Source organism: Blastococcus saxobsidens DD2 (genome assembly GCF_000284015.1).
Lineage (GTDB): Bacteria > Actinomycetota > Actinomycetes > Mycobacteriales > Geodermatophilaceae > Blastococcus > Blastococcus saxobsidens_A.
In genome coordinates, this window is sequence record NC_016943.1 from 2,819,189 (window position 1) to 2,845,688 (window position 26,500).

Sequence of the window (26,500 nt, forward strand, 5' to 3'; positions counted from 1 at the left end):
CGGCACCGGTCACCCGGCCGGCGCCGGTCCCTCCCGCCCGGTGATCCGGAGCGGGGGGAGCCCGACGACGTCGAACGTCGCCGACGCCAGCCCGATGCCGGCGGCGTCGAGCTCGGCCAGCACCTCGCGGGCCATCCGGTCCTTGACGTCGCGGACGCCGTACACCCCGGTGAGGAAGCGCACCGTCAGCTCGAGCCAGTTGTCGGTCAGCCGCCAGTACACCTGCGGCTCGAGGTCGGCGCCGCGGACGAAGTACTTCTCGCTCATCCGCCGCAGCGCCTCGGCCGGCATCTCCTCCTGGGAGACGGAGTGCCGGCGGGCGGTCTCCAAGAGGAGCTTCTCCACCCGGGCACGGTCGTCCTGGTACCGGATCGGGAGCGTGAGCTCCTCCCACAGGTACGGGAAGTCGCGGGTGTAGTTGTAGACCGCCTCGTCGAACACCTTGTCGTTGGTCACCGTGACCACGCGGCCGGTGTACTGGCGGCTGCGCACCCACTGCGCCGGATCCGCGCCCTGCACCGCGGGCGGCTGGCCCATCTCCATGATCGTGGTGCGGATGAAGCCGAGCGCGATCACGTCGCCACGGACACCGCCCATGGTGATCCGGTCACCGACGTCGAACGTGCCGCCGCGGAGGATCACCAGGTAGCCGGCCAGCGCGGTGATCACCTTCTGGAGGGCGAAGGCCAGCCCCGCCGTCACCAGGCCGATCCCCGTGGCGAGCCGGGACGGGTCGTCGAACCAGACCGACAGGACGCCGAGGAACAGCAGGACGGTGACGACCAGGTTGATGATCTGCCGTGCCCAGAAGCGGGGGCCGTCGCGGTCGATGCCACGCATCAGCATCCGGACCGCTCCGCGGGCCACCCAGCGCAGCAGCACGAGGCCAAGCAGGAGCACGGCGGTGAGGAACAGCTTGATGCCGTTCTCCTCGCTGACGAACAGCAGCCGGATCTCCTGGCCGAACAGCTCGATGATCACGCATCCCACTTCCATCCGGCGTCCTCGACCAGCTGGCGCAATCCTGCCCGGCGCCCGGCGGCCGCCTCGACCGCTCCCTGCCGCTCGGTCTCCGGCGCCAGCGGGACGCCTGCGGCGATCAGCCGGTCCACGGCCGGCGCCGGTGGCGGGTCGGCCTCGTGCACCTTCGCCCGGTCGACGCCGGCCGTCCCCACGTACCGCTCGACCACGCGAAGGACCGGTTGCACGGCCGAGGCCGGTGGCCGCACCGGCTGCGCGACCCCCGCCCCCAGCAGGTGCAGCGCGTCGTAGAGCCGCGCCATCGCCAGCGGGGCCGCCGCGCTCGCCGTCCGCGTGCGGAAGTAGTGCAGCACCGGATATGCCTCGTGCTGCTCGGCCACCGCGACCAGCTGACCGGGCAGCTGCACCAGCTGCTGGACGAAGGCGGGTTCGAACCCCTTCCCGTCCCATCCACCGAGCACGATGCCCTGCGCGCTGTCTCCCAGCGCGTGCAGTCGCGTGGCCAGCGCCCGGCGGCTCACCACCGCCGACGTCACCGACAGCAGATAGGTGATGGCCAGCGTCATCAGCGCCAGGCCGCTGAAGCCGGCCACCGCCGAGGCGACCCGCCATCCGGCCGTGCCGGCGACGAAGTCACCGACCCCGAGGGTGGACAGGGTCATCCCGGCGAAGTAGACGACGTCCGGCAGCGACGCCGGCGCCATGGTGTCTGCGTCGACCACCGCACCGCTGCCCAGGAAGACCAGCGACCACCCGGCCCAGTACACGACGATCCAGAGGACGACGGTGAGCCCCAGCAGCAGCGCCCCGGCGGCGCCGAGCAGTCGCGGCTGCCCCGCCCGTCGCCGGTGCAGCCGCAGCAGCGCCCGCCACGTGGCCGCGAGCACCCGGTTGGTGATCGGTCCGGCGCTCCCGCCCACCGTGAGCGTCATCGCGGCGACGTCCCACACCACCACCGCGACGACGAGCGCGCCGGCCACGAGGCAGAGCGCGGAGACGACCGCGCTCACCTGGCGCCGCCGGTCACGGCGCGCGGCACACGGCGGACGTCCCGTCCCCCGACGACGGGCGGGACGGGCGGGACTCTCCGGCTCACGAGCGGGGCTTCCTTCCTCTCGGCCGGGCCGACGCCGGCCAGGTCTCCCGACCCGGTAGCCACCAGCCGCCGGTGGGACCCACCGGTCACGAACTTGTCACACAGCGCCTTCGGCGTGCGGTGGCGTGCCGATGCGGCGGGGGGCTCGCGCACCGGCTCCCGGCACCGGACCCCCCGATCGGGAACCTGGCCTGCACGTCCCGCCGGAGGTCGGCAGACTGAGGGACATGTCGCGGTCTGTGCTGATCATCGAGGACGACCCGCGGATCCGGCGCATGCTCCAGATGACCCTGCAGCGCGAGGGGCTGGAGGTCACCGAGGCCGAGAGCGGAGAAGCTGCCCTGGAGAAGCTGGCCGAGCACCCCTTCGACGTGATCCTGCTGGACCTGATGCTGCCGGGCATGGACGGTTTCGAGGTGTGCCGGGAGATCCGCAAGACGTCCAACACCCCGGTGATCATGGTGACCGCCCGCTCGGACAGCCACGACGTCGTCGCCGGGCTGGAGGCCGGCGCCGACGACTACGTCTCCAAGCCGTTCGTCGTCAAGGAGCTCTCCGCGCGCATCCGTGCGCTGGCGCGGCGGACCCGCGCCCCCGAACCCCGGGTCCGGCTCACCGTGGGAGACCTGGAGGTCTCACCGAGCGAGGGCACCGTCACCCGGGGCGGCGAGCTGCTCAACCTGACCCGCACGGAGTTCCGGCTGCTCACCGAGCTCGCCGCGGAGCCCGGGCGCGTGCTCAGCCGCGAGGAGCTGCTGGAACGGGTGTGGGGATACGACTACTTCGGTGACTCCCGGCTGGTCGACGTCCACGTGCGCCGGCTGCGCAAGAAGATCGAGCCGGACCCCGCGACCCCGACGCTCGTGACCACCGTCCGGGGCATGGGCTACCGGGTCCCGGGGTGACTGCTCCCGCTCCTCCCGCCGACGGGACTCCCTCCGCGGCCGCGGAGGCCCCTCGGCCGGGTGCGGCCGCGGTCGCGGATCCGGCCGCGCCGTCGCCGGAGCGGAGCCCGCGGCCGGCACCGTTCCGCCTGCGGACGCTGCGCGCCCGGGCGACCGTGGCCTTCACCGCCGTCACCTTGCTGCTGTCCACCGTGCTCGCCGTCGCCGTCTGGGTGGCGGTCTCCCAGTACCTGCTGCTCCAGCGCGAGCGGGTGACGCTCGCCCAGGCGTCGACCAACGCCGCCCAGGTGCAGCGGTCGCTGGCCACCGAGGGGCTCAGCGTGGCCCAGCTGCTCGCCCAGCTGCCCCGCGAGACGGGATCGACCTCGCTGCTGGTCGACGACGGCGCCTGGACGACGACCTCGCTGCTCATCGGCCGGGACGACCTCCCCGCGGCGCTGCGCGAGGCCGTCACCGACGGGGAACCGGTCCGGCAGCGGATCACCGTCAACGGGGAGACCGTGCTGGCGGTCGCCATCCCCCTCGCCGAGCTCCAGCAGGCCTACGTCGAGGTCTTCCCGCTCTCGGAGCTGGACAAGACCTACCGGGTCCTCGCCGCTGTGCTCGCCGCCTCCGTGCTCGGTTCCGTGCCGCTGGCCCTCGTGGTCGGCTGGTGGGTCACCGGGCCGACGCTGCGCCCCCTCGACCGCATCTCCGCCGCCGCGGCGGCCGTGGCGGGCGGGGCCCTCGACACCCGCATCGACCCGCGCGGCGACCCGTCGCTCATCCCGATCGCGACCTCGTTCAACCAGACCGCGGAGGCGCTGGAGGACCGGGTGCTCAGCGATGCCCGCTTCGCCGCCGACGTGAGCCACGAGCTCCGCAGCCCGTTGACCACCATGCTCGGAGCCCTCGATCTAGTCGAGGCCACGGCCGACCCCGGCGATGCCGACCAGGCGGAGGCGCTCGGGCTGCTCCGCTCCGAGGTGGTCCGCTTCGAACGGCTCGTCGCCGACCTGCTGGAGATCTCCCGGGCCGACGCCGGCAGCACCGACGCGGCTGTCGAGCCGGTGCAGCTGTCGGCGCTCACCTGGGAAGTGCTGTCCCGGCGACGCCTGGACGGCAGCGCGACGGATCTGCTCTCGATCGGTGCCGGTGCCGAGGACGTCGTCGTGGCCGGGGACAAGCGGCGCCTGGAGCGGGTGCTGAGCAACCTGATGGACAACGCGGACCGGCACGCCGGGGGGGTCGTCGCCGTCACCGTCACCCGGGACGGCGACGAGGCGCGGGTCCTGGTGGACGACGCCGGCCCCGGCGTCCCCGAGGTCGACCGGACGCGCATCTTCGAGCGCTTTGCCCGGGGCGCGGGCAGCATCCGGACCCGGACCGAGGGCTCCGGGTTGGGGCTGGCCCTCGTGGCCCGGCACGTCCGCGCGATGGGCGGCCGGGTGTCCGTCGAGGACAGCCCCGCCGGCGGCGCCCGGTTCGTCGTCGAGCTACCCGTGGAGGACGGCCCGTGAGAGTGATCCTCGTACTGCTGTGCGGGCTGCTCCTGCTGGCCGGGTGCGGTGTCGAGCCGCAGGCCGCCCCTCAGCCGCTCACCGTCCCCGCCCCCCAGACGTCCCAGCCGGCACGCTCGTCCGACACCGCAGGACTGGAACTGACCGTCTACTTCGTGCGAGGCGCCGATCTGGTGCCGGCCCGGCGCACGGTCGACTTCCTGACCCCGGCGGAGGCGCTCGATGCGCTGGTCGCCGGGCCGACCCGCGCGGAGGTCATCGCCGGGCTGCGGACTGCGCTGGCCCCGCAGGTCCTGTCGGTGGACGTCGGCCTGCCCGGCGGGATCACCTCGGTGGCGGTGACCACGGAGTTCACCGGCATCAGCGGCGGCAACCAGCTGCTCGCCGTCGCGCAGGTGGTCTGGACGCTGACCGGTCTGGAGGGCACCCAGCAGGTGCGGTTCCTCCTCGACGGTGTCCCCGTGGAGGTGCCCACCGACACCGGGCTCACCGAAGCCCCGGTGGGCCGGGACAACTTCAGCTCGGTGGCTCCTCCAGCGAGCCCCGGGTCGCCCCCCCGGTGACCGGCGCCGGTCGCACCACCGTCGCGGCCGCCTCCGCCGCTGCGGGCTCCGGAGCTGCCGCGTCCCCGGAACACCCGCCGCACTAAGGTCTCGCGGGTGACGCCAGGATCTTGCGCGTGAGCCGTCCGCACCCCGTCGGCCGTTTCTGGCGCCTGATGCGCGGTTCCCTGTGGCCGCTGCCGCTGGTCGCCGTCACCCTCGCCGTCACCCTCGGCCTGCTGATGCCGGTGCTGGACGGGTACGTGGGCACCCCGGACGAGAGCTCACCGCTGAACTTCGTGTTCGGTGGCGGCCCGGCCGCGGCGCGTGACCTGCTGGCCGCCATCGCCGGCTCGCTGATCTCGGTGACCGGCGTGATCTTCTCCCTCACCGTCGTCGCGCTGCAGCTGGGCAGCAGCCAGTACTCCCCCCGCCTGCTGCAGACCTTCGCCACCGACCCGGTGGTGCAGGCGACGCTGGGCCAGCTGACGGCCACCTTCGTCTACGCGCTCACGGTGCTCAGGACGGTCCGCACCGAGGACGCCGACGGCCCGGCCTTCGTGCCACGCCTGTCGATCACCCTGGCGTTCGTCCTGGCCCTGGGCAGCGTGGCGGCGCTGGTCTTCTTCCTCGGGCACCTCGCCCGCTCGTTGCGGGTCGAGGTGATGCTGCGCGACGTCCACGACGAGGCGAGGGAGGCGATCCAGCGGGCCGGCGAGGAGCCGGACGAGCCCCCGATCGGGCTGCCCCCGGGCCCGGGCACACCGGTCGAGGCGGTCACCAGCGGCTTCCTCGTCGCCGTGGACGAGGAGCGCGTGATCGAGCAGGCGCGCGCACAGGACGCCGTGGTGGCCCTCTCCCCGCGCATGGGCGACTCCGTGGTGGCCGGCACACCACTGGCGCACGTGTGGTCCCGCTCCGGTGCCCCGCTGCAGGACCGGGAGGAGCTGGCCGGCGCGATCGCCGGCGCGGTGGCGGTCTCCCACGAGCGGACTCCGGAGGAGGACCCCGCCTACAGCCTCCGCAAGATCGTCGACATCGCCGGGCGCGCGCTCTCGTCGGGGATCAACGACCCGACGACCGCGGTGCACGCGCTGTCGCACGTCTCGGCCGTGCTCGGCGACCTGCTGCCGCGGTACACCGCCGTCTCGGCCCGCCGCGACAGGGACGGGGTGGTGCGGCTGGTGCTCCCCCGGTGGACCGCCCAGGCACTCCTGCGGCTCGGCCTGGAGGAACCGCTGGAGTACGCGTCCGGCCAGCCGGCCGTGCTGCGGCGGATCGCCGGCCTGCTGCGCGAGCTCGGCTGGCGGTTGCGCGGCCAAGGCCTGGACGCCGAACTGCAGGCGCTGACCGACCGCACGGCGAAGCTGGCGGTGGAGACCACCTCGGTGGACGAGCGCGAGGCAGCACTGTGGCGCGCGGCCGTCGAGGATGCGCTGGCCGGGCGGTGGCCGGTCGCCGCAGGGTTGATCCCGCCGCCCGCCGCCGCCGACCCGCAGCCCCGCTGACCGCCGGGCCCGCCCAGCAGTGTGGCGGGCACGGCGGGACGATCGGCGTCCCGGTTTCTGCGCGTCAGCTGGCGAGGACCTGCGGTGAGGCGACCTTCAGGTGCGCGTTGGCCCACCGTGCCTGGCGCAGCGACTCCGGGTGGCACTTCTCGGCGACGTCCAGCAGCTCCTGCTCCTTGGCTCCCTGCGCACCCTGGGCCAGCAGCTCCCAGTCCACCGAGGTGCCGGCCGCCTCCCGGTACAGGTGGCGCAGATCGGTCAGCAGCAGCAGCCCTGGAACCGACCGGCGTCCCATGAGGTCCGACGCCCGCTGCTTCATCGCGGCCAGGATGCTCGGGTCCTCCGACGCCTCCGGGTCGAGGTCCAGCCCGAAGTCCCGCCCGATCCGGGCGAGGTCGGCCACGTGCTGGCGCGACCACTTGGCCATGTCGCGCGTGACGTAGCAGACCTCGTGGTCGGCCTTGTGCTTGTCCGACATGGACGTCAGCACGGTGACCAGGTGGTTCTCCGAACGGTGCAGCTCCTCGATCGCCATGTCCAGTTTCATGCCGTGCCTCCCACCAGCTCCTGTGCGCGGGCGCTGTCGCCGCCCCGGGTCGGGGGCACGGTGCCGGTCACCGGCGCCGACCCCGTGGTCGTCGGCGCAGGGGCGGGCGTGCCCTTTCCCGATGCCACGCGCTCCGCCTGCGCCGCCGCGGTCTTGAAGATCGGTTGCTTGGACACCGGGTCCCAGTCGGTGAGGGTCAGCTCGTTGGCCGCCCGGCCGGCCTCCTTCTTCTTCGGCTGGGATCCATCCTTGGTGTCCCAGTAGCCGTAGTGGAACGGCAGGAAGAGCACCCCGGGACGGATGCCGCTGATCCGCAGCCGGGCCCGCACCCGGCCGCGCGGGGTGGTCACCTCGAGGACGTCGCCCTCGGTCCAGCCGCGGTCGGTCGCATCGCTCGCCGACATCTCCACCCAGACCTCCGGGGCGGCGGCGTCCAGCTGCGGTGCCCGCTTGGTCTTCGTCCGGGTGTGGAAGTGGTACAGCGTGCGGCCGGTGATCAGCTGGAAGGGGAACTCCTCGCTCGGCAGCTCGTGCGGGCCGATGTACTCGGCGGCCTTGAGCACCGCCTTGCCGGTCGGGTTCATCGCCCGGTACTCGGTCTCCTCGACCGGGGCCCCGGTGATCATGTCCCGGCCGTAGCTCTCGCAGTAGTCCGGCTGCGCCCAGAACTGCCCGTCGACATAGATCCGCTCCGTGCCGTCGGGGTTGTCCTCGTTGCACGGCCACTGGATGCCGCTGCCACCCCGCAGCTTGGCGTAGGACATGCCGGAGTAGTCGCACGGCCGGCCGCGGCTGCACTCCTTCCAGCCCTCGAACGCACCTTCGGCGTCCGACCACTTCACCAGCGGCCGGCCGTCCTTGTCCTCCAGGCCCATCCGGTGCGCGAAGTCGATGAGGATGTCCAGGTCGGACTTCGCCTCACCCGGTGGCTCCACCGCCTTCTCCGACAGGTGCACGGTGCGGTCGACGTTGGTGAAGGTCCCGGTCTTCTCGCCCCACGTGGCGGCGGGCAGGACGACGTCGGCCAGCTGGGCGGTCTCGGTCAGGAAGATGTCCTGGACGACGAGGAACAGCCGGTCCTGCTGGAGCAGCGCGCGGATCCGCGCCAGCTCGGGCAGGGAGACCGCCGGGTTGGTGGCGGTCACGTACAGAAAGCGGATCGAGCCCTCTTCGATGTATATCGGTGGAGGCGCATATCGGAACCACCTCCTATTGCCCGTCTCCGGTCGGCTCCGCCGACGACGGCGGGGAGGGAGCCTGGTCGTCGGTGGGAGAGCGTCGTGGTGTCAGGCCCGTCGCATGGCGGCGTACTGGCTCCAGTCCCGGGCGGCGAGGGCGGCCCAGCGGGTGGCGGTGTTCGTGCTGAGGCCGAGCAGTTCGGCCAGGATCGGCACCGGCATCCGGGCGGCGAGGTCGAACATCGCGGCCTTGCGGGCGGCGGAGGGCCGGATGCCCAGAGCGACGAGCTGGGAGCGGATGTTCTCGGTGACCAGGTGCTTTCCGGGCAGACCGCCGGGAAACAGCCAGCGGTCGGGGCGGCTGGCGTAGGAGGCCTGGCCGCGGCGGGCCAGCTGGTCGAGCACGAGCCGGTCGAGCGGATCGGGCAGCTGGATGGGGGCTGCGTCGAAGGTGACGGTCACGGCTCCGTCGGGCTCGGTGGTGATCTGGTCGGCGCGCATGCGGCAGATCCGGGCCAGCGGCTGGGCGAACAGCAGCATGAACAGCCCGCCGATGCGGACATAGAGGCGGATGTCGTCGTCGTGCAGCAGCCGCTCGACCTGCTGCCAGCGGCGCTGGTCGGAGAGGGTGACCTGCGGCAGCGGCCGCTCGGCGCCGGGAACGTGCAGGTCGGAGCCGACGCCGCTGCGTTGTGTCCAGTCCAGGAACACCTTCAGGCTTCGGCCGCGGCCGGGATGGCTGACCAGGTAGTCGTCGAGCTGGGCCTGGGTGGCGGTGGCGAGGGTGGCGTTGTGCTCGTCGAGCCAGCGCAGGAACCGGGCGGCACCGAGCACGGCGGCGCGGGCGTGCTGCACCCCGCCGCGGGTGACCCGGTCACGCTCGCCGAGGAGCCGTAGCCGGCGCAGCAGCTGCCAGCGGGCGAATCGGTCAATCACCTCGGCGTGGGGTTTGGGCAGGTCGGTGAGGAGCTCGCGCAGCCACGGGACGATGCGTTCGACGGCCAGCTGGTAGGGCGGCAGGACGCCGAGCGCGGCGAGCAGATCGCGCACGTAGTCGACCGACCGGGTGGCCGGCAGAGCCGCGAAGGCGGCGTGGGAGATCTCCAGCTCGCCGCGGGCCATGTCCCGCAGGATGTCCGGGCGGGCCGAGGCACGGGTCAGCCAGTAGAGCGTGGTCTGCGGCCGCGGCCCGGCCATCAGGGCGTCGAAGACCGGCTGCAGCTTCGGGTGGATGTCTCCGGTCGGGTCGGTGAGCAGCTCGGTGAGCTGCTGGCGCAGGGTGCAGGGCCCGCAGTGGCGGCCGAATGGGCTGTCTTCGCGGCCGCAGGACGGGCAGGCGTAGACCGGCTCGTGGCCGGTGCAGCCGGCGCAGGCCGGGCGGCGCTGCGGGTCGTAGAAGGCCAGCACCTTCAGCTGGCCGCAGCCCGGGCACGGCTTGGCCGTGCGACGGAAGCGCAGCATGCAGCGCTGGCAGACCCGCTGCTCGAGGATCTTCCGATGGCAGGGCCGCAGCTCGCCGCACTGCCCGCAGGTGGTGGTCGACCAGCCGCGCGGAGCGCTCACCGGTCCTCGTGCGGGCGCCGGACGGTGGCGCGGATCGGGCGGAGGTCACCGATGCCCAGCCCCTCCCGCGCCGCATCGACGGTGCCGGTCTTGGCCTGTTCGGCCTGTTCGACGACGGGTTCGAGCAGCTCGGCGGGGGTGCAGCCGAGAATGTCGCAGAGCGCGGCGAGCAGGTCGACGTTGACCCGCTGCGGCGGGGTGGTGACCAGCTTGTGCACGTACTGGCGGGTCAGGTGCACCCCGCGCTCGGCCAGCAGCGGCACCAACTCGCTGGTCTGGAAGATGCCGCGGGAGGCCATCACCTGCCGCAGGTGCCAGCGCATCACCAGCCGCCGAGTCATCGGCGCACCTCCGTCCCGGTCGTCATCCCGGTCGTCGCCCCGGTGGCCTCCGTGGTTGTCGATGGCGGCTTGTAGACGCGGCCGAGCGCCGCCTGCAGCGTCTTGTTCTTGAAGTCGTTGCTGACCGAGGTGTAGATCGCCGTCGTCGAGGCGTAGGCGTGCCCGACCTGTTCCTGCACGAACCGCTCCGGATAGCCGAACTCGATCAGGTGCGTGACATAGGAGTGCCGCAGGCAGTGCAGCGTCAGCTCCGGGGCGAGCCCGGCGCCGGCGCGCAGCACCGCGAACCGCTTGTCCAGGTGCTTGGTCGAGACCCGGGTGAGCCGCTCGGTGACCCACAGCGCCGGATGGTCCGCGGGCCGCAGGATGGGCCGGGCCTGCTCGGCCCACTGCCGCAGCCCGGCGATCGCCCAGTCGAACTCCGGGACCGCCAGCACCGTGCGCCGGCGTGGAACGCCGCCGCGGATGGCCTTGCCGTAGCGCACGTGCACCGACCCGTAGCCGCCCCAGTCCGGCACGTGCGGGTTGGGTCGCAGGTCGGCCACGTCGAGGCGGCACAGCTCGTTGCGGCGCAGCCCGAAGGCGTAGCAGGTCTTGATCATCTGCGCGTCCCGCAGCGCGGCGAGCGCACCCTTGCGTCCGGACTTGACGATCACATCCACCTGACGGTCCAGGTGGTCGAACAACTGCTCCAGCTCGTCGTAGGACAGCGGGCGCCGGGCCGGTTGTCCCTCGTACTCGGTCAGGTGCGCGACGGTGTTCCACTCGTGACACACCTGGCTGGGCACCTGCCCGAACCGGTCGCGGCACTGCCGGGGCCACTCGTAACGGGCGTCGGTGAGGTAGTCGCAGAACATCCGCAGCGTCAGGTGGTAGCCGCGGATCGTCGCCGGCGCCATCCGCCGCTCACCGGAGGTGAGCCCGACGGTGAAGTCCTCGACGTCGGCCGGCGTCCACGACCACGGGTAGGAGCCGGCGAACTCGGTGAACCGGCGCAGCAGTGACAGCCGCGAGGAGACGGTGGCATCGGAGAGCATCCGCGACTTCTGCTGCCTGGCCCAGCCGGTCAGCATGCCCTCGAACACCGCAGCCGGCTCGTCCAGATGAGCGACGCCCTCGACCAGAACCAGTCCCGCCGAGCCCGGCACCTGCGCCAACCCCGCACCCCACCCTGTCAACGGAAACACGACAATGTCGCGTCAACGTAGCAAGAGCAGGATGGTCCCCAGGTCAGCGACGCGCGCACCGCCGACCCGCCGGCGAATAGACGTGCAGCGTGCGCCCGCAGTGTCAACTTTCCGTCAATAGGCGGCCCTTGCGCAGCTGCTGCATGATGTGCGTCGGCGGCGAGTAGTGCGGAATCTGCATCGGGTCGATGTTCCAGACCCGCGCGAGGTCCTGGATGTGGCTGTCGTTGGACCAGTTGCGGAACGCCGGCAGGTCGCCGTCCGCCCCGGCCTCGCGAGTGTTCTCCGCGGTGGGCTGGCCGTTCATCTGCAGGATGCCGCAGCCGGGCTTGCCGAGCATGCCGCGGATGACGTTGATGTTGTTCACCGAGACGGCGGCGGCCGACGCCTGGTGGGACTGGTAGAAGCCCTGCAGCACGGTGGACAGCAGCCGCTCGGCCTGCCCGAGGATGCGGGCGGCCTCCCGGATCTGCTCCGCCGGCACGTCGCAGACCTCGGCGGCGACCTCCGGCGGGTAGCCCTTCATCTGCTTCTCGAGCTCAGCGAAGCCGACGGTGTGCGCCTCGATGTAGGCGCGGTCGATCCAGCCGTTGGCGATGATCTCGTGGATCAGCGCGTTCATCAGCATCACGTTCGTGCCCGGGCGAGGGGCCAGGTGCACGGTGGCGGCCCGCGCGACCGGCGTCGCGCGCGGGTCGACGCAGATGACCTTCGGCGGGTTGGGTCCGGCGAGGCGGTCGAGCACCCGCGTCCACAGCACGGTCTGGGTCTCGGCCATGTTGTGCCCGTAGAGCGCGATGACGTCGGCGTGGTCGATGTCGGTGTAGGAGCCCGGCTGCCCGTCGCAGGCAAAGGTCTCCTTGAGCGCTGCCGCCGCGGTGGCGGTGCAGAGGCGGGTGTTGCCGTCGACGTGGTTCGTGCCGATCCCGCCGTGGGCGATCAGGCCGAGCGTGTAGTACTCCTCCAGGAACAGCTGCCCGGTGGTGTAGAAGCTGATCGCACTGGGCCCCTGCTCCTCGAGCAGCTCCTTCGCCCGGCCGGCCACCGCGTTCATCGCGGTGTCCCAGTCGGTCTCGACGAGCTTGCCCTTCTTGCGGATCAGCGGCTTGGTGAGCCGCTCGGGCGAGTGGTTCGCCTGCCAGCCGAAGAGGTCCTTCGGGCCCAGCCGGCCGTGGTTGACCCGGTCGACCTCGCGACCGCGGACGCCGACGATCCGCTCGTCCTTCACGGCGATGTCCAGGGCGTCGCCGTTGGAGTGCAGGATCGACGCCGACTGCACCCAGCGGTCGACGTCGGCCTCGGTCAGGCCGTCGGCGAGGTGGGTGTCCACCCTCGGAGGCCAGCTCTCGCCTGGTCCGTACGGGGTCCGGGTGCCCCAGGGTTCCGCGATCCGGTCGATGCGCGCCACGTGCGTCCTCCGGGAGTCGGTGTCGTGCGAGTCACCCGCCACTGCCCGCCCGGGGCGCGGTCGAACCCGGCCGACGACCTCCCTCGATGCGTGACACGAGTTCGTCATATTTCGGCGCACTGCGTCACCGATCGTTGACTCGCCATACTGGCAGACCGCTCGACTCCCGGCGGACGACATCTGCATGAAGGTTGCATTGAGAACCTTCCCGTCCGGTCCCGGCACTGGCACCCTGTGCGGGACGCCGCCGGGTCCACGCCTACCGGCGTCGGCCGCACCCGACCCACCCAGGAGGCACGATGAGCCCGTACCGCGCTATCGGCGACCCGTGGCACCTGGCATCCCGTCATCCCGAAGCGGCGCCCGGCGGGCTTCCGCCGGTGGACGACCAGGCCGCGTTCACCGAGCGGATCGACGGCCGGCTCGGAGCCATCCACGCGCAGGGGCATCTGACCGTGCGCGCCGCCGACATGGTCCGCGGCACGGTGGAGGCACTGCGCCGCAGCGGTCACGACACCGTCGTCGTCGATCTGCAGGAGGTGTCGGCGGCCGACGAGGACGGGCTGCACGCGCTGCGCTCGCTGGAGCTCAGCATCCGGGACGACGGCGGACGCCTGACCCTGGTCAACGCGCCGCGGTCGCCCGGGGTGTGACCGCGAGGGTCACCGCCCCACCCCTTCCACCCCCGACAACGCCGAGCCGTCCCCGTACTGCTGTGCGGACAGGATGCTGAGCGATCCGTCGCTCTCCAGCACCACGGCCGCCACCGAGGAGAGGTCGCCGGTACCCGACGAGCGGACCGCCTGCCGGATCTCGTCGAGGCTGATCCGCTCGGCCCGCATCGCATCGTGGAGCGGCTCGCCGTCGCGCAGCACCAGCCTCGGCCGGGCGGTCACCACCGCGCGCAGCCCCGGGCGACGCGTGGTGACCCAGGCGACCGCGGTCTGCAGGACCGCCAGCAGCGCCAGCGCGAGCGCCCCTTCGGTCCACGAGACGCTCTGGCTCAGCAGGATCGTGGCCAGCGTCGAGCCCAGGGCGACGGTGACGACCAGGTCGAAGGCGTTGAGCTTGGCCAGGGTGCGCTTGCCCGTCGTCCGGAGCAGGACCACCACGGTGATGTAGGCGGCCCCGCCGACGAGCAGGACGCGGACGAGATCGGAGAAACTGTCGAACCACATGCCCGCTTCCTACCCGTCGCCGCCGGACGACGACCCGGTCCGCTCCCGCGTCGCGTCCACGGCCTCGCCCTTCGGGCCGGCGACCTTCCGGTACAGCACCCGCCCCGGAGTGGCGGTCAGCCCGTGCACCAGGGTGCTGACGGCGACCACCAGCGAGCCGGCCACCAGCACCACCGGGTCGATCGACAGCCGTTCGGCCTCGAGGGTCAGGTAGAACAGCGCCGAGATCCCGATCGGGCCGAACCACCCGAGGTGGACGGCGTCCGGCCGGGCCAGCCGGAGCGGGCGGCGGAGCAGGTAGACGATCGGCGGGCGGCGCAGGAACAGGACCGCGACCGCGAACAGCAGGCCGGCCCAGCCGAGCGAGCGCCATTCCGACCACGGCAGGATCGCGCCGAACGCCAGGAACAGCGGGAGGACGACGAACCGGTTCACGGCCTCGTCGATCCGCACGTCGGCCTCGCGCTCCCGCCCGGTGCTCACCGCGTTGAAGGCCAGTCCGCAGACGAAGACGGCGAAGATCCCGTCGACGTGGATCAAGCCGCCGACCCCCAGTACGGCGAAGGCAAGCACGATCGTGAACACCAGTTCGGGCCCCGGGTCGGTGGCCCCGTGGTCGGCACCGGCCTTGAGGGCCTGGCCACCGAGCCAGCCCAGGAACGCCCCCAGCAGGAGCGCCCCGACCACGTCCCAGAGCGTCTCGAGCAGCGCGTCACCCATGGTCAGCGGCCCGGCCAGCGCCAGCGCGATCAGCACGAGCGCGAGCGCCAGCCCGTCGTTGGCCCCGGACTCCAGGGAGAGCACCTGCCGGTCGCGGCCGGGGAGGTCCTGCTCCGCGGGCTCCCCGGTGGTGACGGTCGAGGCGAGGACCGGGTCGGTGGGGGTCAACGCGGCGCCGATCAGCGCGGCGACCCCCAGGCCGACACCCAGGGTCCATGCGGCCAGCCCGGCGGTGACCACGGCCATCACCGGCATCACCACCGCCAGCAGCAGCAGGACCGGCCGCGTGCGCCCGCGTGCGGTGTGGAAGGGGTACCGGAGCGCGACCGACATCACCGAGATCGCGAGCAGCAGCCGCGCGGCGGTGTGCAGCCAGGCGTGGTCCTCGAGCAGCGCGGGCACGTCGACCGCACCGAGCACCGCCGGGCCGAGGACGATCCCGATGGCCAGGGCCAGCAGCGGTTCGCTGATCGGCAGGCGGCGGAACCAGTCGGACCAGGCGGCGGCGAGGAGCGCGAGCGCACCCGCCGCCGCCAGCAGCACGTCGACGGTCACCGCGCCCCGCCGGGCGACGAGGAGGACGTCGGCATGCCGATCAGCCCAGGCTGCTGATCAGGTCGCGGCAGGCCGCCTCGCAGCGGCGGCACGCCTCGGCGCACACCCGGCAGTGCTCGTGCATCTCCGCGTGGCTGCCGCACTCGTCACCGCAGGACTTGCACGCGGCGGCGCAGGCCTCGAGGACGGCGCGGGTCAGGTTGGCGTCGTAGCCGGTGTGCCGGGACAGCACGCGGCCGGTGGTGTCGCAGATGTCGGCGCAGTCGGTGTTCGCGCGGATGCACGTGGTCAGCTCGGCGACCATGTCCTCGCTGAGGCAGGCGTCGGCACAGGCGGTACAGGCCTGGGCGCACTCGACGCAGGCCTCGATGCACTCGATGAGCTTCTGCTTGTCCACCCCGCCGAGGTCCTTGGGGTACGTGTCCAGCATCTGAGCGGCGACGGTCACGGGTTCTCCTCGGGGCTGTGCGTCCCGGTCCGCGGTCGCGGCCGGGGGCTCTCGCCGCAGGAGCCCCTACCCGCCTGTTTCCGCTGGTGCACACGCGCTCATGACGATCGGGGGACGTCCGGTCAGCCGCGTTCCGCCGGCTCGGCGGCCTCGGCCTCCGGCGAGATGTCCGGCTCGTCGCGGAGGAAGAGGTACCAGTAGGACGTCGCCACGAAGACGACGGCGCCGACCAGATTGCCCGCGCCGGCGAGCAGCCAGTTGAGCAGGGCGTCGCCCCAGCCGATGTCCGGGACCCCGGCGAAGATGCCGGCGGGGATGAAGAACATGTTGGCCACGACGTGGTCGAAGCCCATCGCGACGAACGCCATGATCGGGAAGAAGATCGCCAGGATCTTGCCCGAGACGGTCGACGCCGACAGCGACATCCACACCGCCAGGCAGACCAGCCAGTTGGCGCCCACCGCACGGAGGAAGGTCTCCCACGGGGTGTGCCCGACGGCCTTGCCCTGGGCGATGTCGGCCAACCGCTCGTAGGTGAGCGCCGCGCTCCCCTCCGCGCCCGTGTCGCCGACGACCCCGCTCTGCACTGCCAGGAAGAAGGCCACGAAGATCGCGCCGACCAGGTTGCCGAGCAGGACGAGGGTGAGGTTGCGGGCGACGTCGCCCAGCCCGATCTTGCCGCCCATGGCACTGAACGGGACGAGCAGCATGTTCCCGGTCGCCAGGTCCGACCCTGCGATGAGGACCAGGACGAGGCCGAGGGTGAAGGCGATACCGGTGAACAGCGTGGGCAGGGTGCCCCAGATGGCCGGATCCAGGCCGGAGGAGACGGTGATGGCCACCAGGCCGCCGAAGGCGATGTAGGCGCCGGCCAGGAAGGCGCTGACCAGCACCCGGTCCCAGGTGCGGTGCACCTTCTTGGCGCCGGTCCCGACCGCGACCTCCGCCATCTCCTGAGGCTTGCGTGCCGTCATCGTGCCTCCCCGGAGCTGCCGCTCGGCCCTCCGCAGCCTCCCGCCGGGCGGCCCCGGCGGCAACCGGGACGGCGGGTCGCGCCGGCCGGGCGCCGCGGGTCAGGCCTGCCGCTGCAGCACGAAGTCGTACCGCGACTCCAGCCACGGCACGTCGATCGAGCCGCCGTCGGGCGTCGTCCCGGGGTCCCGCGCCTCGAACGCCGTCACGAGCTCCTGCTTGGTGCCGAACACGACGTCGCTGTCCAGGTACTGGTCGCCTTCCTGGAACAGGTGGGTGATCAGCGGCTCGAACCCCGGGACGTTGAGCAGGAAGTGGATGTGCGCCGGCCGGAAGTGGCTGATCGCGGTGCGCTCCACCAGGTCGCCGACCGGCCCGTCCATGGGGATCGAGTAGCCCAGCGGGGCGATGGTGCGCACGCAGAAGCGGCCGTCGTCGTCGGTGGTGTACTTGGCCCGCAGCCGGGCCTCGTCCACCTCGACCAGCTGCGACTCGTAGAGCCCCTCGGAGTCCGACTGCCAGACGTCGAGCACCGCGCCGGCCACCGGCGCGCCGTCGAGGTCGGTCACCCGCCCGTGCAGGAACAGCGGGACGCCCGGCACCCCGTCGGACATGTCCTCGGCGTAGCCCAGCTCCGGCGAGCCCTCGATGTGGAAGGGCCCCAGCACCGTGGCCGGCGTGGCCTCCGGCTCCAGCCGGTGGTTCATCTGGACGACGAGCATCGACAGACCCAGCACGTCGGAGGCGAGGATGAACTCCTCGCGCTTCTCGGTGCTGATCTTCCCCGTGGCGGTGAGCCACTGCATCGCGGCCATCCACTCGTCCTCGGTGAGCCGCACCTCCCGGGCGAAGTCGTGCAGGTGCCGCACCAGCGCGGTCATGACCTCCGCGAGACGGGGGTCGCGGGCGGTGGCCCAGCGCTCTCCCGCGAGATCGGTGATGTTGTCCTCGGTGACCAGCTGCACGGCGTCCTCCTGCCGTCCGGCGCGGCCGGCTCCCGGCCGCGCGACCTCTCCCCCCGCGGCTCCCGCGGGGGTCGCACTCGTCCTAGGGCGTCAGTACCAGCCGGACGCCGGGGTCGCCGGTCGCCTGGCGGCGCCAGGCCGCGGCGACGTCGGCGAGCGGCACCTGCTCGTGGGCGACCGCCAGGCCGCCGGCTGCGGCGTGGCGGGCGATCTCGGTGAGCGCCTCCCGGCGCTGCCCGGGGGTCAGGGCGTTGTTCGTGTAGCCCAGCACCGCGGCGGACTTCGCGCGCAGCACGGCGGAGGAGAAGACGGCGGTGTCCCCCGAGGCCCCGCCGAGGTTCACCAGCCGGCCGCCGGCCGACAGCACCCGCGAGGCCGCGGTGGCCGCGACGCCGAACACCGGGTCCACGACCAGGTCCAGCCGGCCGCCCAGCGCGTCGCGGAACCGGACCTCCAGCGCGTCGGCGTCCCCGTCGAGCGCGACCACCTCGTCGGCGCCCGCTGCCCGCGCGCGCTCGCGCGCCTGCTCCGACCGGGCCACCGCGACGACCCGTTCCGCACCGAGCAGCCGGGCCGCGCCGACGGCCACCTGGCCGACGGCGCCCCCGGCGCCGAGCACCAGCACGTGCTCCCCGGGCCGCAGCCCGCCGCGCCAGGTCAGCGACATCCAGGCCGCGACGGCCGACAGGCCCAGCGCGGCGAGCGCGGCGTCGGGCACCTCTGCCGTCACCGGCACCAGGTCGTCGGCCCCGACGGCGCAGCGCTCGGCGAGGCTGCCGTCGCCCGGAGCCATGCCCGCAGCGGTCGCGAACCAGACGCGGCTGCCCGGCGGCAGGTGCCCGCCGCTCTCCACCACCCCGACGCCCTGGACGCCCGGCACGTAGGGCGCCGCCGGGCGACCGAAGTAGGAGGTGCCCGAGGCGCAGAGCAGGTCCAGCGGCACCAGCGGCGCCGCGGTCACGTGGACGACGGTCGTGCCCGGCTCCGGCCGCGGATCGGGGTGCTCGGTGAACTCCGGGGTCTCCCCCGGAACCTGCAGGACGGCGGCGCGCACGACCGGTGCCTCAGTGCTCCGCGCCGGCGCCGGGCAGCGGCGCGGGGACGAAGGGGTCGGGATCGACGGGGCGGTTGAACAGGTCGACGGAGAGGAAGACGTCGTTGGCGACCGGGTGCCGCAGCTCCTCGGCGAGCTGGCCGATCAGCCCGGCCGTGCGGGCCAGCAGCGCGAAGCCGCGCAGCAGCTCCAGCGGGAGGCCGAGGTCGGCCAGGGCCGCCCCGCAGACGCCGGCACCGTTGAGCGGCAACTGCCTGCCCAGCACCTGCGGGTGGACGCGGCCGATCGCAGCGAACAGCGACAGGTGCGGCCCGTAGTGGCCCTCCTCGGTGGCGATCTGGAACAGCCGCGGCGTCCGCGGGTCGCCCTGCTTGTGCACGTGGTGCCCCAGCCCGGGCACGAAGCGGCCGGCCGCGCGCTGCGCGGTCACGGTCTCCAGCGCGAGGGCGTCCCAGCCGGCGTCGTCGGTGGGGAGGGCGCCGTCCACGCGTGCGAGCACGTCGTGCAGGAAGCGGCCGCAGTCCTCGGTCACGCCCAGGAAGCGGGACCCGCCGCCAAGCAGGCCGGCGGCGAGCGCCCCCTGGATGGAGTCGGGGGCCGACAGGTAGGTCAGCCGGGTGACGATCGCGGTCGGGGTGAACCCGTGGTCGGCGAGCGCGGCCAGCACCGCCTCGAAGACCCGGGTCTCCCCCGGGCTCGGCCGGCGCTGGGTGGCCAGCCAGAACGCCAGCTCACCGAAGCCGACCGTCCCCATGACGTCGTCCGCCAGGTCGCTGCCCAGCAGGGTGATCGACTCGAGGCTGGAGGCGCCCAGTGCGGTCGGGTACCCCGGCGTGGTCATCGGCCCCCCTCCTCGGGCTCGGCCAGCCAGCGGCGGACCTCCGCACCGTGCTGGTCCAGGTCCGGCGGCGGCAGCCGGTAGGCCGGTGGCGTCGCCGAGAAGGTGATCGGGTTGCGGACCGACGGGACGGCGTCCGCGCCCTCGCCCACGTGCACGACCGGGTCCAGGCCCACCTCCGCGGCGAAGGCGACGCCCTGGTCGATGGTGTTGATCGGCCCGCACGGCACGCCCGCCGCGATGATCGCGCGGAACCACTCGTGCTTGGTGCGGGTCTTCAGCCGCTCGACCAGCAGGGGGCGCAGCTCCTCCCGGTTGGCCGTGCGGTCCTCGTTGCGACCGAACCGGGGGTCGTCGGCGAGCTCCGGCACCCCGAGCACCTCGACCAGCCGGCGGAACTGGCCGTTGTTGCCGGCGGTGATGATCAGGTCGCCGTCGGCGCAGGGCAGCGGCTCGTACGGGAACAGGCTCGGGTGGCTGTTGCCCATCCGGAAGGGGACGACGTCGCCCGCGACGTAGGCGCTGGTCTGGTTGACCAGCCCCGACAGCGCCGACGACAGCAGGTTCACCTCCACGTGCTGGCCCTGACCGGTGGCGTGCCGGTGGTTGAGCGCGGACAGCACACCGATCGTGGCGTGCAGGCCCGCCATGACGTCGAACAGCGCGACGCCGGCCCGGTAGGGCGAGCCGTCGGGATCGCCGGTGAGGCTCATGAACCCGGAGATGGCCTGCACGATGAGGTCGTAGCCGGGCAGCGCCGCGCCCCCGGGGCCGCTGCCGAAGCCGCTGATCGAGGCGTAGAGCACGCCGGGGTTGGTCGCGGCCACCGAGTCGTAGTCCAGGCCGAAACGTGCCAGGCCGCCCGGCTTGAAGTTCTCCACGAGCACGTCGGCCCGCCGCGCCAGCTCCCGGGCTGCCTCGGCGTCCGCCGGGTCCTTGAGGTCGAGGGCGATGGAGCGCTTGTTGCGGTTGGCGCCCATGTAGTACGTGGACACGCCCTCGCGGACGGGCGGCTGCCAGGTGCGCGTGTCGTCGCCGTGCGGGCCCTCGACCTTGATCACCTCGGCCCCGAGGTCGGCCAGCAGCATGGTGGCGTAGGGGCCGGCCAGGATGCGGGAGAAGTCGGCCACGAGCAGCCCGGACAGGGGGCCGGGAGCCGTCGTCGTCCCCGGGTCGTCCGGCTCGGTCGCCTCGGCGCTCATCGGCGGTCGACACTCCTCGTCACGTCGATCGCGGACGGTTGTCCGCAGCTGGTCGGGAAGTCTCCTGCGTCGCGTAGAGGGCTGTCAACACGAGAACGGCGGTTTGTCCGACGCTCGACGGCGCTGTTGACACGGCCACCGCGGCGCGCCATCGTGATCCAGGTCGCAGCGGGTGCCCGTTATACGGACACCCGTCCGAAAAGCGACTACGACGCCCAGGAGGAGACGATGACCCAGTCCGAGCCCACCCCGGTGGCCGGTCGGCCGGTGATCCTGCGCGGCGGGACCGTGCTGACGATGGACGACAGCTGCACGGTGCTCGAGGGCGCCGACGTGCTGGTCGTCGACGACCGCATCGCCGCCGTCGGGCCCGCCCTGGAGGTGCCCGAGGGCACCCAGGAGATCGACGCCCGCGGCGGCATCGTGATGCCCGGGATGATCGACACCCACCGGCACATGTGGCAGACGGCCATGCGCGGCTACGGCGCCGACTGGACGCTCACCCAGTACTTCGTCTGGTACTACCTCGAGCACGGGAGGACGTTCCGGCCGCAGGACGTCGCGGCCGGCAACCGGCTCTCGGCGCTGGAGTCCCTGGAGGCCGGCGTCACCACGACCGTCGACTGGTCGCACGGACTGCAGAGCGTCGACCACGCCGAGGCCGCCGTCGACGCGCTGCGCTCGGTACCGGGCCGGTTCGTGCTGGCCTACGGCAACATCCAGGCCGCCCCGTGGGAGTGGACCGCCGACGCGGGCGTCCAGTCCTTCCTGCAGCGGCTGCGCGACGCGGGCGACGACCGGATGGGCGTGCAGCTGGCCTTCGACGTCACCGGCGACCCGGCCTTCCCGGAGAAGGCGGCCTTCGAGGTGGCCCGCGAGCTGGGCCTGCCGGTCACCACGCACGCCGGCGTCTGGGGCGCGACGAACGACGACGGCATCCGCCTCATGCACGAGCACGGGTTCATGACGCCGGAGACGGTCTATGTGCACGCGGCCAGCCTCACCCCCGACTCCTACCACCGCATCGCCGCCACCGGCGGCTCGATCTCGGTGTCCACGGAGTCGGAGCAGAGCGCGGGCCAGGGCTACCCGCCCACCTGGCAGGTGCGCTCGCACGGCATCCCGGTGTCGCTGTCGATGGACACCAGCGTGTGGTGGAGCGGCGACCTGTTCTCCGCGATGCGCACGACCCTGGGCGCCGACCGGTCCCGCGAGCACTTCGAGGCCCACCTCAAGGGCGACACCGTCACCCACCTGCAGCTGCGGGCACAGGACGTCGTCCAGTGGGCCACCCGCGGCGGGGCGCTGGCCCTCGGCCGGGACGACCTGGGCAGCCTCGAGCCGGGCAAGAAGGCCGACGTGGTGCTGATCAAGAACGATGCCTCCCCGGTGTCGTTCCCGCTGCTCAACCCGTTCGGGCACGTCGCGTTCCAGGCCCAGCGGGGCGACGTGCACACGGTCCTGGTCGACGGCCGGGTGGTGAAGCACGCTCATCAGCTGGTCGACGTCGACCTGGCCGCGGCCCGGCGGGAGATCGACGCGACGGTCGGGCACCTGCGGTCCGCCCTCGGCGAGGAGGCCTGGGCCGCGGGCATGTACCCCGACCTGCCGGGCACGGAGATGCTCGACAACCCGTACCAGTACACCGACTACAAGTCCCACGGCACGCACGCCGCCCGCGAGCCCGTCTTCGAGGAGCACATGGAGACCGAGCGACCGGCGGGCAGGGAGTCGACCCCCCACCACTGAAGAAGGGCCCCCTGCCGCCCTGCAGGGGGCCAGGATCGGCGGCCTCGCACCGCTTCCCCGGCGGAAGCGTGCGGGGTCGCCGATCGCGCCACCAGACAGCGACCGGAGGGATCTGCCATGGCAGGGCGCGGCACCGGCCCCGACTTCGTCGAGGCCCTCGCGCGGGGGCTGGACGTCCTGGCGTGCTTCGACCGCGCGCATCCGCGCATGTCGCTGACGGAGGTGGCCGCCGCGGCGGGACTCGCCCGCCCGACGGCCCGCCGGCTCCTGCTCACCCTGGAGGAGCTCGGTTTCGTCCGGTCGGCGAACGGGACCTTCTCCCTCACCCCCAAGGTGCTGTCGCTGGGGATGGCCTACGTGGGGGCACTGGGGCTGTGGGACATCGCCCGGCCGCACCTGGAGACGCTGGTCGCGCGGACCGGGGAATCCTCGTCGATGGCGCAGCTCGACGGCTCCGACATCGTGTACGTCGCCCGGGTGGCGGTGCCCAAGCTGATCGCTCTGCGGGTCGACATCGGCGCCCGTTTCCCCGCGGCCCAGACCTCCCAGGGCAAGGTGCTGCTCGCCGCCCTCTCCCCCGGCGAGCTGGCCGCCACCCTCGCCGAGCGGAGCCGCGCCGGGCTGCCGCCGGGAATCGGCCGGTCCGCCGAGCAGTTGCAGGCCGAGCTCACCCAGGTCCGGGCGCGCGGCTGGGCCCTGGCCGACGAGGAACTGGCGCCGGGCGTCCGCTCGGTGGCGGTCCCCGTCCGGGACGGCGACGGCCTGGTCCGCGCCGCCATGAACGTGACGGTGCACGCGGCGGAGACCTCCACCGAGCGCCTGCTCGGCGAGCACCTGCCCCTCCTGCTGCGCGCGGCCGGCGACATCAGCGCCGACTGGGCGCTGTGGCAGTCCCGCCCGCACGTCGAGATCTCGCTGCAGCGGACCACCGGCGACACCGCCGGCTGACCCCCGGCCCGGGCCTTGGCCTGGCGCGCGCCCGCCCCGTCGCCCTAATGGTGATCAGGTGGCCTGATCGTTTGTGCTCCTGGCTCACGGTCGACGCTGAGCCAGGACCCGAAACGATCAGGTCACCTGATCGTCGCCCGGTGGGCGTGTGCCAGGGTGCCTGCCGTGACCGCCGTCCTCAGCATCCAGTCGCACGTCGCTTACGGCCACGTCGGCAACTCCTCGGCCGTGTTTCCCCTGCAGCGCCTCGGCATCGAGGTGTGGCCGGTCCACACCGTGCAGTTCTCCAACCACACCGGCTACGGGGAGTGGACCGGCCGCGTCTACGACGGCCAGTCGATCGACGAGCTGGTGCAGGGCATCTCCGACCGGGGGGTGCTCGGCAGCTGTGACGCCGTCCTCTCGGGCTACCTCGGTTCGGCCGACATCGGCCACGCCGTGGTCGGCGCGGTGGCGAGGGTGCGGGCGGCGAACCCGCAGGCGGTCTACTGCTGCGATCCGGTCATCGGTGACGTCGGCCGCGGGGTCTTCGTCCGGCCGGGCATCGCGGAGTTCATGCGCGAGGTCGCGGTGCCGGCCGCCGACGTGGTCACGCCGAACCACTACGAGCTCGACCTGCTCTCCGGCGCGACCACCCGCTCGCCGGCGTCGGTGAAGGACGCCGTCGCCGCGGTGCAGGCGCTGGGCCCCCGCGTGGTGCTCACGACCTCGCTGGTCGCCGAGGACACCCCCGACGACGCCGTCGACCTGCTGGCCTCGGAGGGCGGGCGGCACTGGCGGGTGCGCACGCCGCGGCTGGGCGTGTCCGTCAACGGCGCCGGTGACGCGATCGCGGCGCTGTTCCTGGCGCACTGGCTCGGCACCCGGTCCGCGGCCGACGCGCTCGGGCGCGCGGCGGCGACGGTGTTCGGCCTCCTGCAGCGCACCGAGGACGCGCGATCGCGGGAGGTCCTGCTCGTCGCCGCGCAGGAGGAGGTCGTCTCGCCGTCGCGCACCTTCGAGGTCGACGAGGTCTGACCACCCGGCACGACGTCCCTCACCGCGGCGGTGCTGCCGGCTCCCGTCCCGTGTCGACCGCATCGGAGCGGCGCGGCACCGGCACCGTCTGCAGGTCCGATGCGACGACGACGTCCCCGTCGAAGACCTCGGCCGCCTCGTCGGAGAACCGCCGCGGGTCGTCGTAGCGCTGGGAGAAGTGGCTGAGCACCAGCCTCCGCACACCGCAGTCCGCGGCGACCGCCGCGGCCTGGCGGGCGGTCAGGTGCCCGTAGTCGCGCGCCAGGCCGGCGTCCTCGTGGAGGAACGTCGATTCGATGACCAGCAGGTCCGCCCCCTCCGCCAGGGCCCACACCGCATCGCACAGCCGGGTGTCCATCACGAAGGCGAAGCGCTGCCCGCGACGAGGGACGCTGACCTCCTCGAGCCGGACCGCCCGGCCGTCGCGCCGGAGGCCGCCCTCGCGTCGCAGCCGCCCGACGTCGGGCCCGGCGACGCCGTGCCGCGCCAGCAGATCCGGCAGCATCCGGCGCCCGTCGGGCTCGACCAGCCGGTAGCCGTAGGTCTCGACGGGGTGGTCCAGGCGGCGGGCCTCCAGCGTGCCGAACCTCCCGGTCACGACCGGCCCGTCCCCGGTCACCGGGCGTTCGGGTACGTCGAGCAGGTCGTGGAACTCCGACGCGTGGCGCAGCCGGTCGAACCACCGCTGGCCACCGGCCGGGTAGTGGGCGGGCACCGGGTGCGGCACCCGGTCCAGGTTCATCCGCTGCAGGACGCCCGGCAGCCCCAGGCAGTGGTCGCCGTGGAAGTGCGACACGCAGATGCGCGTGATGGCGCCGCTGGGGACGCCGGCCAGCAGCAGCTGCCGCTGGGTGCCCTCCCCCGGGTCGAACAGCAGACCCTCGCCGTCCCAGCGCAGCAGGTAGCCGTTGTGGTTGCGGTCCCGGGTCGGCGCCTGGCTCGAGGTGCCCAGGACGACCAGCTCACGCACCGACACGGCGGCCGCCGCCGATCAGCTGGGGTCGCCGGGCTCCTGCCCCATCGCCTCGTCGACCGAGGTCTCGCCGCCGGTCCGGCCGCCACCCGGGCTGGCCGGGTCCTTTCCCACGCTCGCGTGCGAACCCTCGTCGGTGTCCTCGGGCTGTGCCTGGCTGTTCGGGTCGGTCATCCCACGCTCCTCGGTCGGTCCCCGTCCGTAGGCCCATCCTGGCCGCCGGGCAGCGTCGCCGCGATCCGGGTGATCGTCGACTCCTCCACCGGCAGGTGCGGCACCACGCTCGTCACCTCGTCGGGCTCCAGGCCGGCCTCCCCGAGGGCGGCGAGCAGCAGGTCCGACTCCTCCGGCGGCACCGGCACGGAGCACCCGGAGTCCTCCAGGGCGGCCCGGGCGAGGAACAGCGCGCCGGCCAGGCTGTCGTCCGGTTCCGGAGCGGGCGCGGGCACGGCCGCGCGGGCCGCCGCCTCGGCCGCCCGGACCAGCGACAGCGGCAGCCCCTCGGCCTCGACCTCGATCAGCGGCACGTGCCCCAGTGCAGCGAGCACCAGGTGCTCGGCGTCGATGCGCAGCGGCGCCTCCCAGCCCCCGGCGCGCACCACGTCGGCCACGTCCACGGGATCCTCGCCCAGGTCGTCGGCGAGCTCCGCCCAGTCCGCCCGCCGGGTGGTCCGGCCCCGCTCACCCGCCAGCCGGCAGGTCTCCGCCACGAACGGCACCAGGACCTCGTCGTCGAACCGTTCGGCCTCCAGCCGGCCGTCCGGGCCGACCATCGCCAAGGCGTCCTGGAAGCTGCCCGGCCGGGCGTCCCCGAGGTCCACCCGGCCGTCCTCCTCATCGCCCAGCGGCTGCCCGTTCGCCGCCCGCTCTCCCACGGTCAGGCCGCTGGGCGCGAGCCGGCCGGAGTGCCGTCGGTAGTGCGGCCGGTCGGAGAGCCCCACGGCCCAGGCGCAGGTCTCGGCGATCAGCGCGGCCCCGCGCTCGCGGAGCACCTCGCGGGTGAGCAGTCCCATCCAGTCGATGTCGAACACGCCTCCACTGTGCCGCGCCGGCCGGCGTCCGCGCCGCGGACGACCGGCGATCCGGCACGCCGTGCTGAGTGCTCCGCCGCGCTGCCCTACCGTGG

27 protein-coding genes are annotated in these 26,500 nt (G+C 73.2%); 8 read left to right on the forward strand and 19 right to left on the reverse strand.

The window, feature by feature from the left end; all coding sequences use genetic code 11:
• Window positions 1-9: 9 nt before the first annotated feature.
• Both BLASA_RS13380 and BLASA_RS13385 read right to left on the reverse strand, forming a co-directional pair.
• The gene (locus tag BLASA_RS13380; protein ID WP_051004998.1) at window positions 10-996 is read right to left on the reverse strand and encodes a mechanosensitive ion channel family protein; all 987 of its coding nucleotides are present in this window, start codon (window positions 994-996) and stop codon (window positions 10-12) included.
• Complete coding sequence (locus BLASA_RS13385) at window positions 978-1,991, reverse strand: potassium channel family protein (RefSeq protein WP_014376705.1); 1,014 nt, start codon at window positions 1,989-1,991, stop codon at window positions 978-980. Before BLASA_RS13385 ends, BLASA_RS13380 begins: the two co-directional genes overlap by 19 nt.
• Window positions 1,992-2,304: 313 nt before the next feature.
• On the opposite strand from BLASA_RS13385, the gene BLASA_RS13390 reads away from it, so the two are divergent.
• The 4 genes from BLASA_RS13390 (at window position 2,305) to BLASA_RS13405 (ending at window position 6,531) form a co-directional block, all read left to right on the forward strand.
• A complete protein-coding gene (locus tag BLASA_RS13390; protein WP_014376707.1) occupies window positions 2,305-2,982 on the forward strand; it encodes a response regulator transcription factor in 678 nt (225 codons plus the stop codon).
• Window positions 2,979-4,481, forward strand: coding sequence for a sensor histidine kinase (locus tag BLASA_RS13395; protein ID WP_014376708.1), 1,503 nt, complete (start codon window positions 2,979-2,981; stop codon window positions 4,479-4,481). Before BLASA_RS13390 ends, BLASA_RS13395 begins: the two co-directional genes overlap by 4 nt.
• Window positions 4,478-5,044, forward strand: coding sequence for a GerMN domain-containing protein (locus BLASA_RS13400; RefSeq protein WP_083878004.1), 567 nt, complete (start codon window positions 4,478-4,480; stop codon window positions 5,042-5,044). Before BLASA_RS13395 ends, BLASA_RS13400 begins: the two co-directional genes overlap by 4 nt.
• Window positions 5,045-5,160: 116 nt before the next feature.
• Entirely contained in the window at window positions 5,161-6,531 is a 1,371-nt protein-coding gene (locus tag BLASA_RS13405) for a DUF2254 domain-containing protein (RefSeq protein WP_014376710.1), read from the forward strand.
• Between the two features lie 64 nt (window positions 6,532-6,595).
• On the opposite strand, the gene BLASA_RS13410 is transcribed toward BLASA_RS13405, so the two are convergent.
• The 6 genes from BLASA_RS13410 to BLASA_RS13435 all read right to left on the reverse strand — a co-directional run bounded on the left by BLASA_RS13410 (window position 6,596) and on the right by BLASA_RS13435 (window position 12,677).
• Window positions 6,596-7,078, reverse strand: coding sequence for a hypothetical protein (locus BLASA_RS13410; protein WP_014376711.1), 483 nt, complete (start codon window positions 7,076-7,078; stop codon window positions 6,596-6,598).
• Entirely contained in the window at window positions 7,075-8,259 is a 1,185-nt protein-coding gene (locus tag BLASA_RS13415) for a molybdopterin oxidoreductase family protein (RefSeq protein ID WP_083878005.1), read from the reverse strand. The genes BLASA_RS13410 and BLASA_RS13415 overlap by 4 nt, the downstream gene beginning before the upstream one ends.
• Before the next feature lie 105 nt (window positions 8,260-8,364).
• Window positions 8,365-9,819, reverse strand: coding sequence for a hypothetical protein (locus BLASA_RS13420; protein WP_014375252.1), 1,455 nt, complete (start codon window positions 9,817-9,819; stop codon window positions 8,365-8,367).
• Complete coding sequence (locus BLASA_RS13425) at window positions 9,816-10,160, reverse strand: helix-turn-helix domain-containing protein (protein WP_014375253.1); 345 nt, start codon at window positions 10,158-10,160, stop codon at window positions 9,816-9,818. The genes BLASA_RS13420 and BLASA_RS13425 overlap by 4 nt, the downstream gene beginning before the upstream one ends.
• The gene (locus BLASA_RS13430) at window positions 10,157-11,308 is read right to left on the reverse strand and encodes a tyrosine-type recombinase/integrase (RefSeq protein ID WP_231839624.1); all 1,152 of its coding nucleotides are present in this window, start codon (window positions 11,306-11,308) and stop codon (window positions 10,157-10,159) included. Before BLASA_RS13430 ends, BLASA_RS13425 begins: the two co-directional genes overlap by 4 nt.
• A gap of 142 nt (window positions 11,309-11,450) precedes the next feature.
• A complete protein-coding gene (locus BLASA_RS13435) occupies window positions 11,451-12,677 on the reverse strand; it encodes a molybdopterin-dependent oxidoreductase (RefSeq protein WP_014376713.1) in 1,227 nt (408 codons plus the stop codon).
• A 377-nt stretch (window positions 12,678-13,054) separates the two neighbouring features.
• Between BLASA_RS13435 and BLASA_RS13440 the strand changes: the two genes are divergently transcribed.
• A complete protein-coding gene (locus BLASA_RS13440) occupies window positions 13,055-13,408 on the forward strand; it encodes an STAS domain-containing protein (protein WP_014376714.1) in 354 nt (117 codons plus the stop codon).
• A 9-nt stretch (window positions 13,409-13,417) separates the two neighbouring features.
• Here the strand turns inward: BLASA_RS13440 and BLASA_RS13445 are convergent, their stop codons facing one another.
• The 8 genes from BLASA_RS13445 to BLASA_RS13480 all read right to left on the reverse strand — a co-directional run bounded on the left by BLASA_RS13445 (window position 13,418) and on the right by BLASA_RS13480 (window position 20,687).
• Window positions 13,418-13,933, reverse strand: a complete 516-nt coding sequence (locus tag BLASA_RS13445; protein ID WP_014376715.1) for a DUF421 domain-containing protein — start codon at window positions 13,931-13,933, stop codon at window positions 13,418-13,420.
• 9 nt (window positions 13,934-13,942) lie between these two features.
• Entirely contained in the window at window positions 13,943-15,208 is a 1,266-nt protein-coding gene (locus BLASA_RS13450; protein ID WP_014376716.1) for a cation:proton antiporter, read from the reverse strand.
• 40 nt (window positions 15,209-15,248) lie between these two features.
• Entirely contained in the window at window positions 15,249-15,656 is a 408-nt protein-coding gene (locus tag BLASA_RS13455; protein WP_014376717.1) for a four-helix bundle copper-binding protein, read from the reverse strand.
• A gap of 122 nt (window positions 15,657-15,778) precedes the next feature.
• Entirely contained in the window at window positions 15,779-16,630 is an 852-nt protein-coding gene (locus BLASA_RS13460) for a formate/nitrite transporter family protein (RefSeq protein WP_041775766.1), read from the reverse strand.
• A 99-nt stretch (window positions 16,631-16,729) separates the two neighbouring features.
• A complete protein-coding gene (locus tag BLASA_RS13465) occupies window positions 16,730-17,593 on the reverse strand; it encodes a dioxygenase (protein ID WP_014376719.1) in 864 nt (287 codons plus the stop codon).
• An 82-nt stretch (window positions 17,594-17,675) separates the two neighbouring features.
• Entirely contained in the window at window positions 17,676-18,647 is a 972-nt protein-coding gene (locus BLASA_RS13470) for a quinone oxidoreductase family protein (protein ID WP_014376720.1), read from the reverse strand.
• Window positions 18,648-18,657: 10 nt separating this feature from the next.
• A complete protein-coding gene (locus BLASA_RS13475; RefSeq protein WP_014376721.1) occupies window positions 18,658-19,488 on the reverse strand; it encodes a citryl-CoA lyase in 831 nt (276 codons plus the stop codon).
• Window positions 19,485-20,687 (reverse strand): CaiB/BaiF CoA transferase family protein, encoded by a 1,203-nt coding sequence (locus BLASA_RS13480; RefSeq protein WP_014376722.1) that lies wholly within the window; start codon window positions 20,685-20,687, stop codon window positions 19,485-19,487. Before BLASA_RS13480 ends, BLASA_RS13475 begins: the two co-directional genes overlap by 4 nt.
• A gap of 228 nt (window positions 20,688-20,915) precedes the next feature.
• Between BLASA_RS13480 and BLASA_RS13485 the strand changes: the two genes are divergently transcribed.
• The 3 genes from BLASA_RS13485 (at window position 20,916) to pdxY (ending at window position 24,401) form a co-directional block, all read left to right on the forward strand.
• A complete protein-coding gene (locus BLASA_RS13485; RefSeq protein ID WP_014376723.1) occupies window positions 20,916-22,436 on the forward strand; it encodes an amidohydrolase family protein in 1,521 nt (506 codons plus the stop codon).
• Window positions 22,437-22,553: 117 nt separating this feature from the next.
• Window positions 22,554-23,384 carry an IclR family transcriptional regulator domain-containing protein gene (locus BLASA_RS13490; protein WP_014376724.1) on the forward strand — a complete coding sequence of 277 codons (831 nt, stop codon included), beginning with the start codon at window positions 22,554-22,556 and terminating at the stop codon, window positions 23,382-23,384.
• 165 nt (window positions 23,385-23,549) lie between these two features.
• Window positions 23,550-24,401, forward strand: coding sequence for a pyridoxal kinase PdxY (gene pdxY, locus BLASA_RS13495; protein WP_014376725.1), 852 nt, complete (start codon window positions 23,550-23,552; stop codon window positions 24,399-24,401).
• A gap of 19 nt (window positions 24,402-24,420) precedes the next feature.
• Here the strand turns inward: pdxY and BLASA_RS13500 are convergent, their stop codons facing one another.
• From BLASA_RS13500 to BLASA_RS13505, 3 genes are read right to left on the reverse strand one after another with little or no spacing between them, the layout of a single operon-like run.
• Entirely contained in the window at window positions 24,421-25,377 is a 957-nt protein-coding gene (locus tag BLASA_RS13500) for a ribonuclease Z (protein WP_014376726.1), read from the reverse strand.
• Between the two features lie 15 nt (window positions 25,378-25,392).
• Complete coding sequence (locus BLASA_RS25095) at window positions 25,393-25,548, reverse strand: hypothetical protein (RefSeq protein WP_014376727.1); 156 nt, start codon at window positions 25,546-25,548, stop codon at window positions 25,393-25,395.
• Window positions 25,545-26,405 (reverse strand): hypothetical protein, encoded by an 861-nt coding sequence (locus BLASA_RS13505; protein ID WP_014376728.1) that lies wholly within the window; start codon window positions 26,403-26,405, stop codon window positions 25,545-25,547. Before BLASA_RS13505 ends, BLASA_RS25095 begins: the two co-directional genes overlap by 4 nt.
• Window positions 26,406-26,500 lie beyond the last annotated feature (95 nt).

Coding starts and splice junctions, on each gene's coding strand:
- BLASA_RS13460 (WP_041775766.1), bottom strand. CDS start 16,630: ATGACGGCACGCAAGCCTCAGGAGATGGCGGAGGTCGCGGTCGGGACC.
- BLASA_RS13440 (WP_014376714.1), top strand. CDS start 13,055: ATGAGCCCGTACCGCGCTATCGGCGACCCGTGGCACCTGGCATCCCGT.
- BLASA_RS13410 (WP_014376711.1), bottom strand. CDS start 7,078: ATGAAACTGGACATGGCGATCGAGGAGCTGCACCGTTCGGAGAACCAC.
- BLASA_RS13490 (WP_014376724.1), top strand. CDS start 22,554: ATGGCAGGGCGCGGCACCGGCCCCGACTTCGTCGAGGCCCTCGCGCGG.
- BLASA_RS13485 (WP_014376723.1), top strand. CDS start 20,916: ATGACCCAGTCCGAGCCCACCCCGGTGGCCGGTCGGCCGGTGATCCTG.
- BLASA_RS13425 (WP_014375253.1), bottom strand. CDS start 10,160: ATGACTCGGCGGCTGGTGATGCGCTGGCACCTGCGGCAGGTGATGGCC.
- BLASA_RS13475 (WP_014376721.1), bottom strand. CDS start 19,488: ATGACCACGCCGGGGTACCCGACCGCACTGGGCGCCTCCAGCCTCGAG.
- BLASA_RS13480 (WP_014376722.1), bottom strand. CDS start 20,687: ATGAGCGCCGAGGCGACCGAGCCGGACGACCCGGGGACGACGACGGCT.
- BLASA_RS25095 (WP_014376727.1), bottom strand. CDS start 25,548: ATGACCGACCCGAACAGCCAGGCACAGCCCGAGGACACCGACGAGGGT.
- BLASA_RS13445 (WP_014376715.1), bottom strand. CDS start 13,933: ATGTGGTTCGACAGTTTCTCCGATCTCGTCCGCGTCCTGCTCGTCGGC.
- BLASA_RS13380 (WP_051004998.1), bottom strand. CDS start 996: ATGGAAGTGGGATGCGTGATCATCGAGCTGTTCGGCCAGGAGATCCGG.
- BLASA_RS13390 (WP_014376707.1), top strand. CDS start 2,305: ATGTCGCGGTCTGTGCTGATCATCGAGGACGACCCGCGGATCCGGCGC.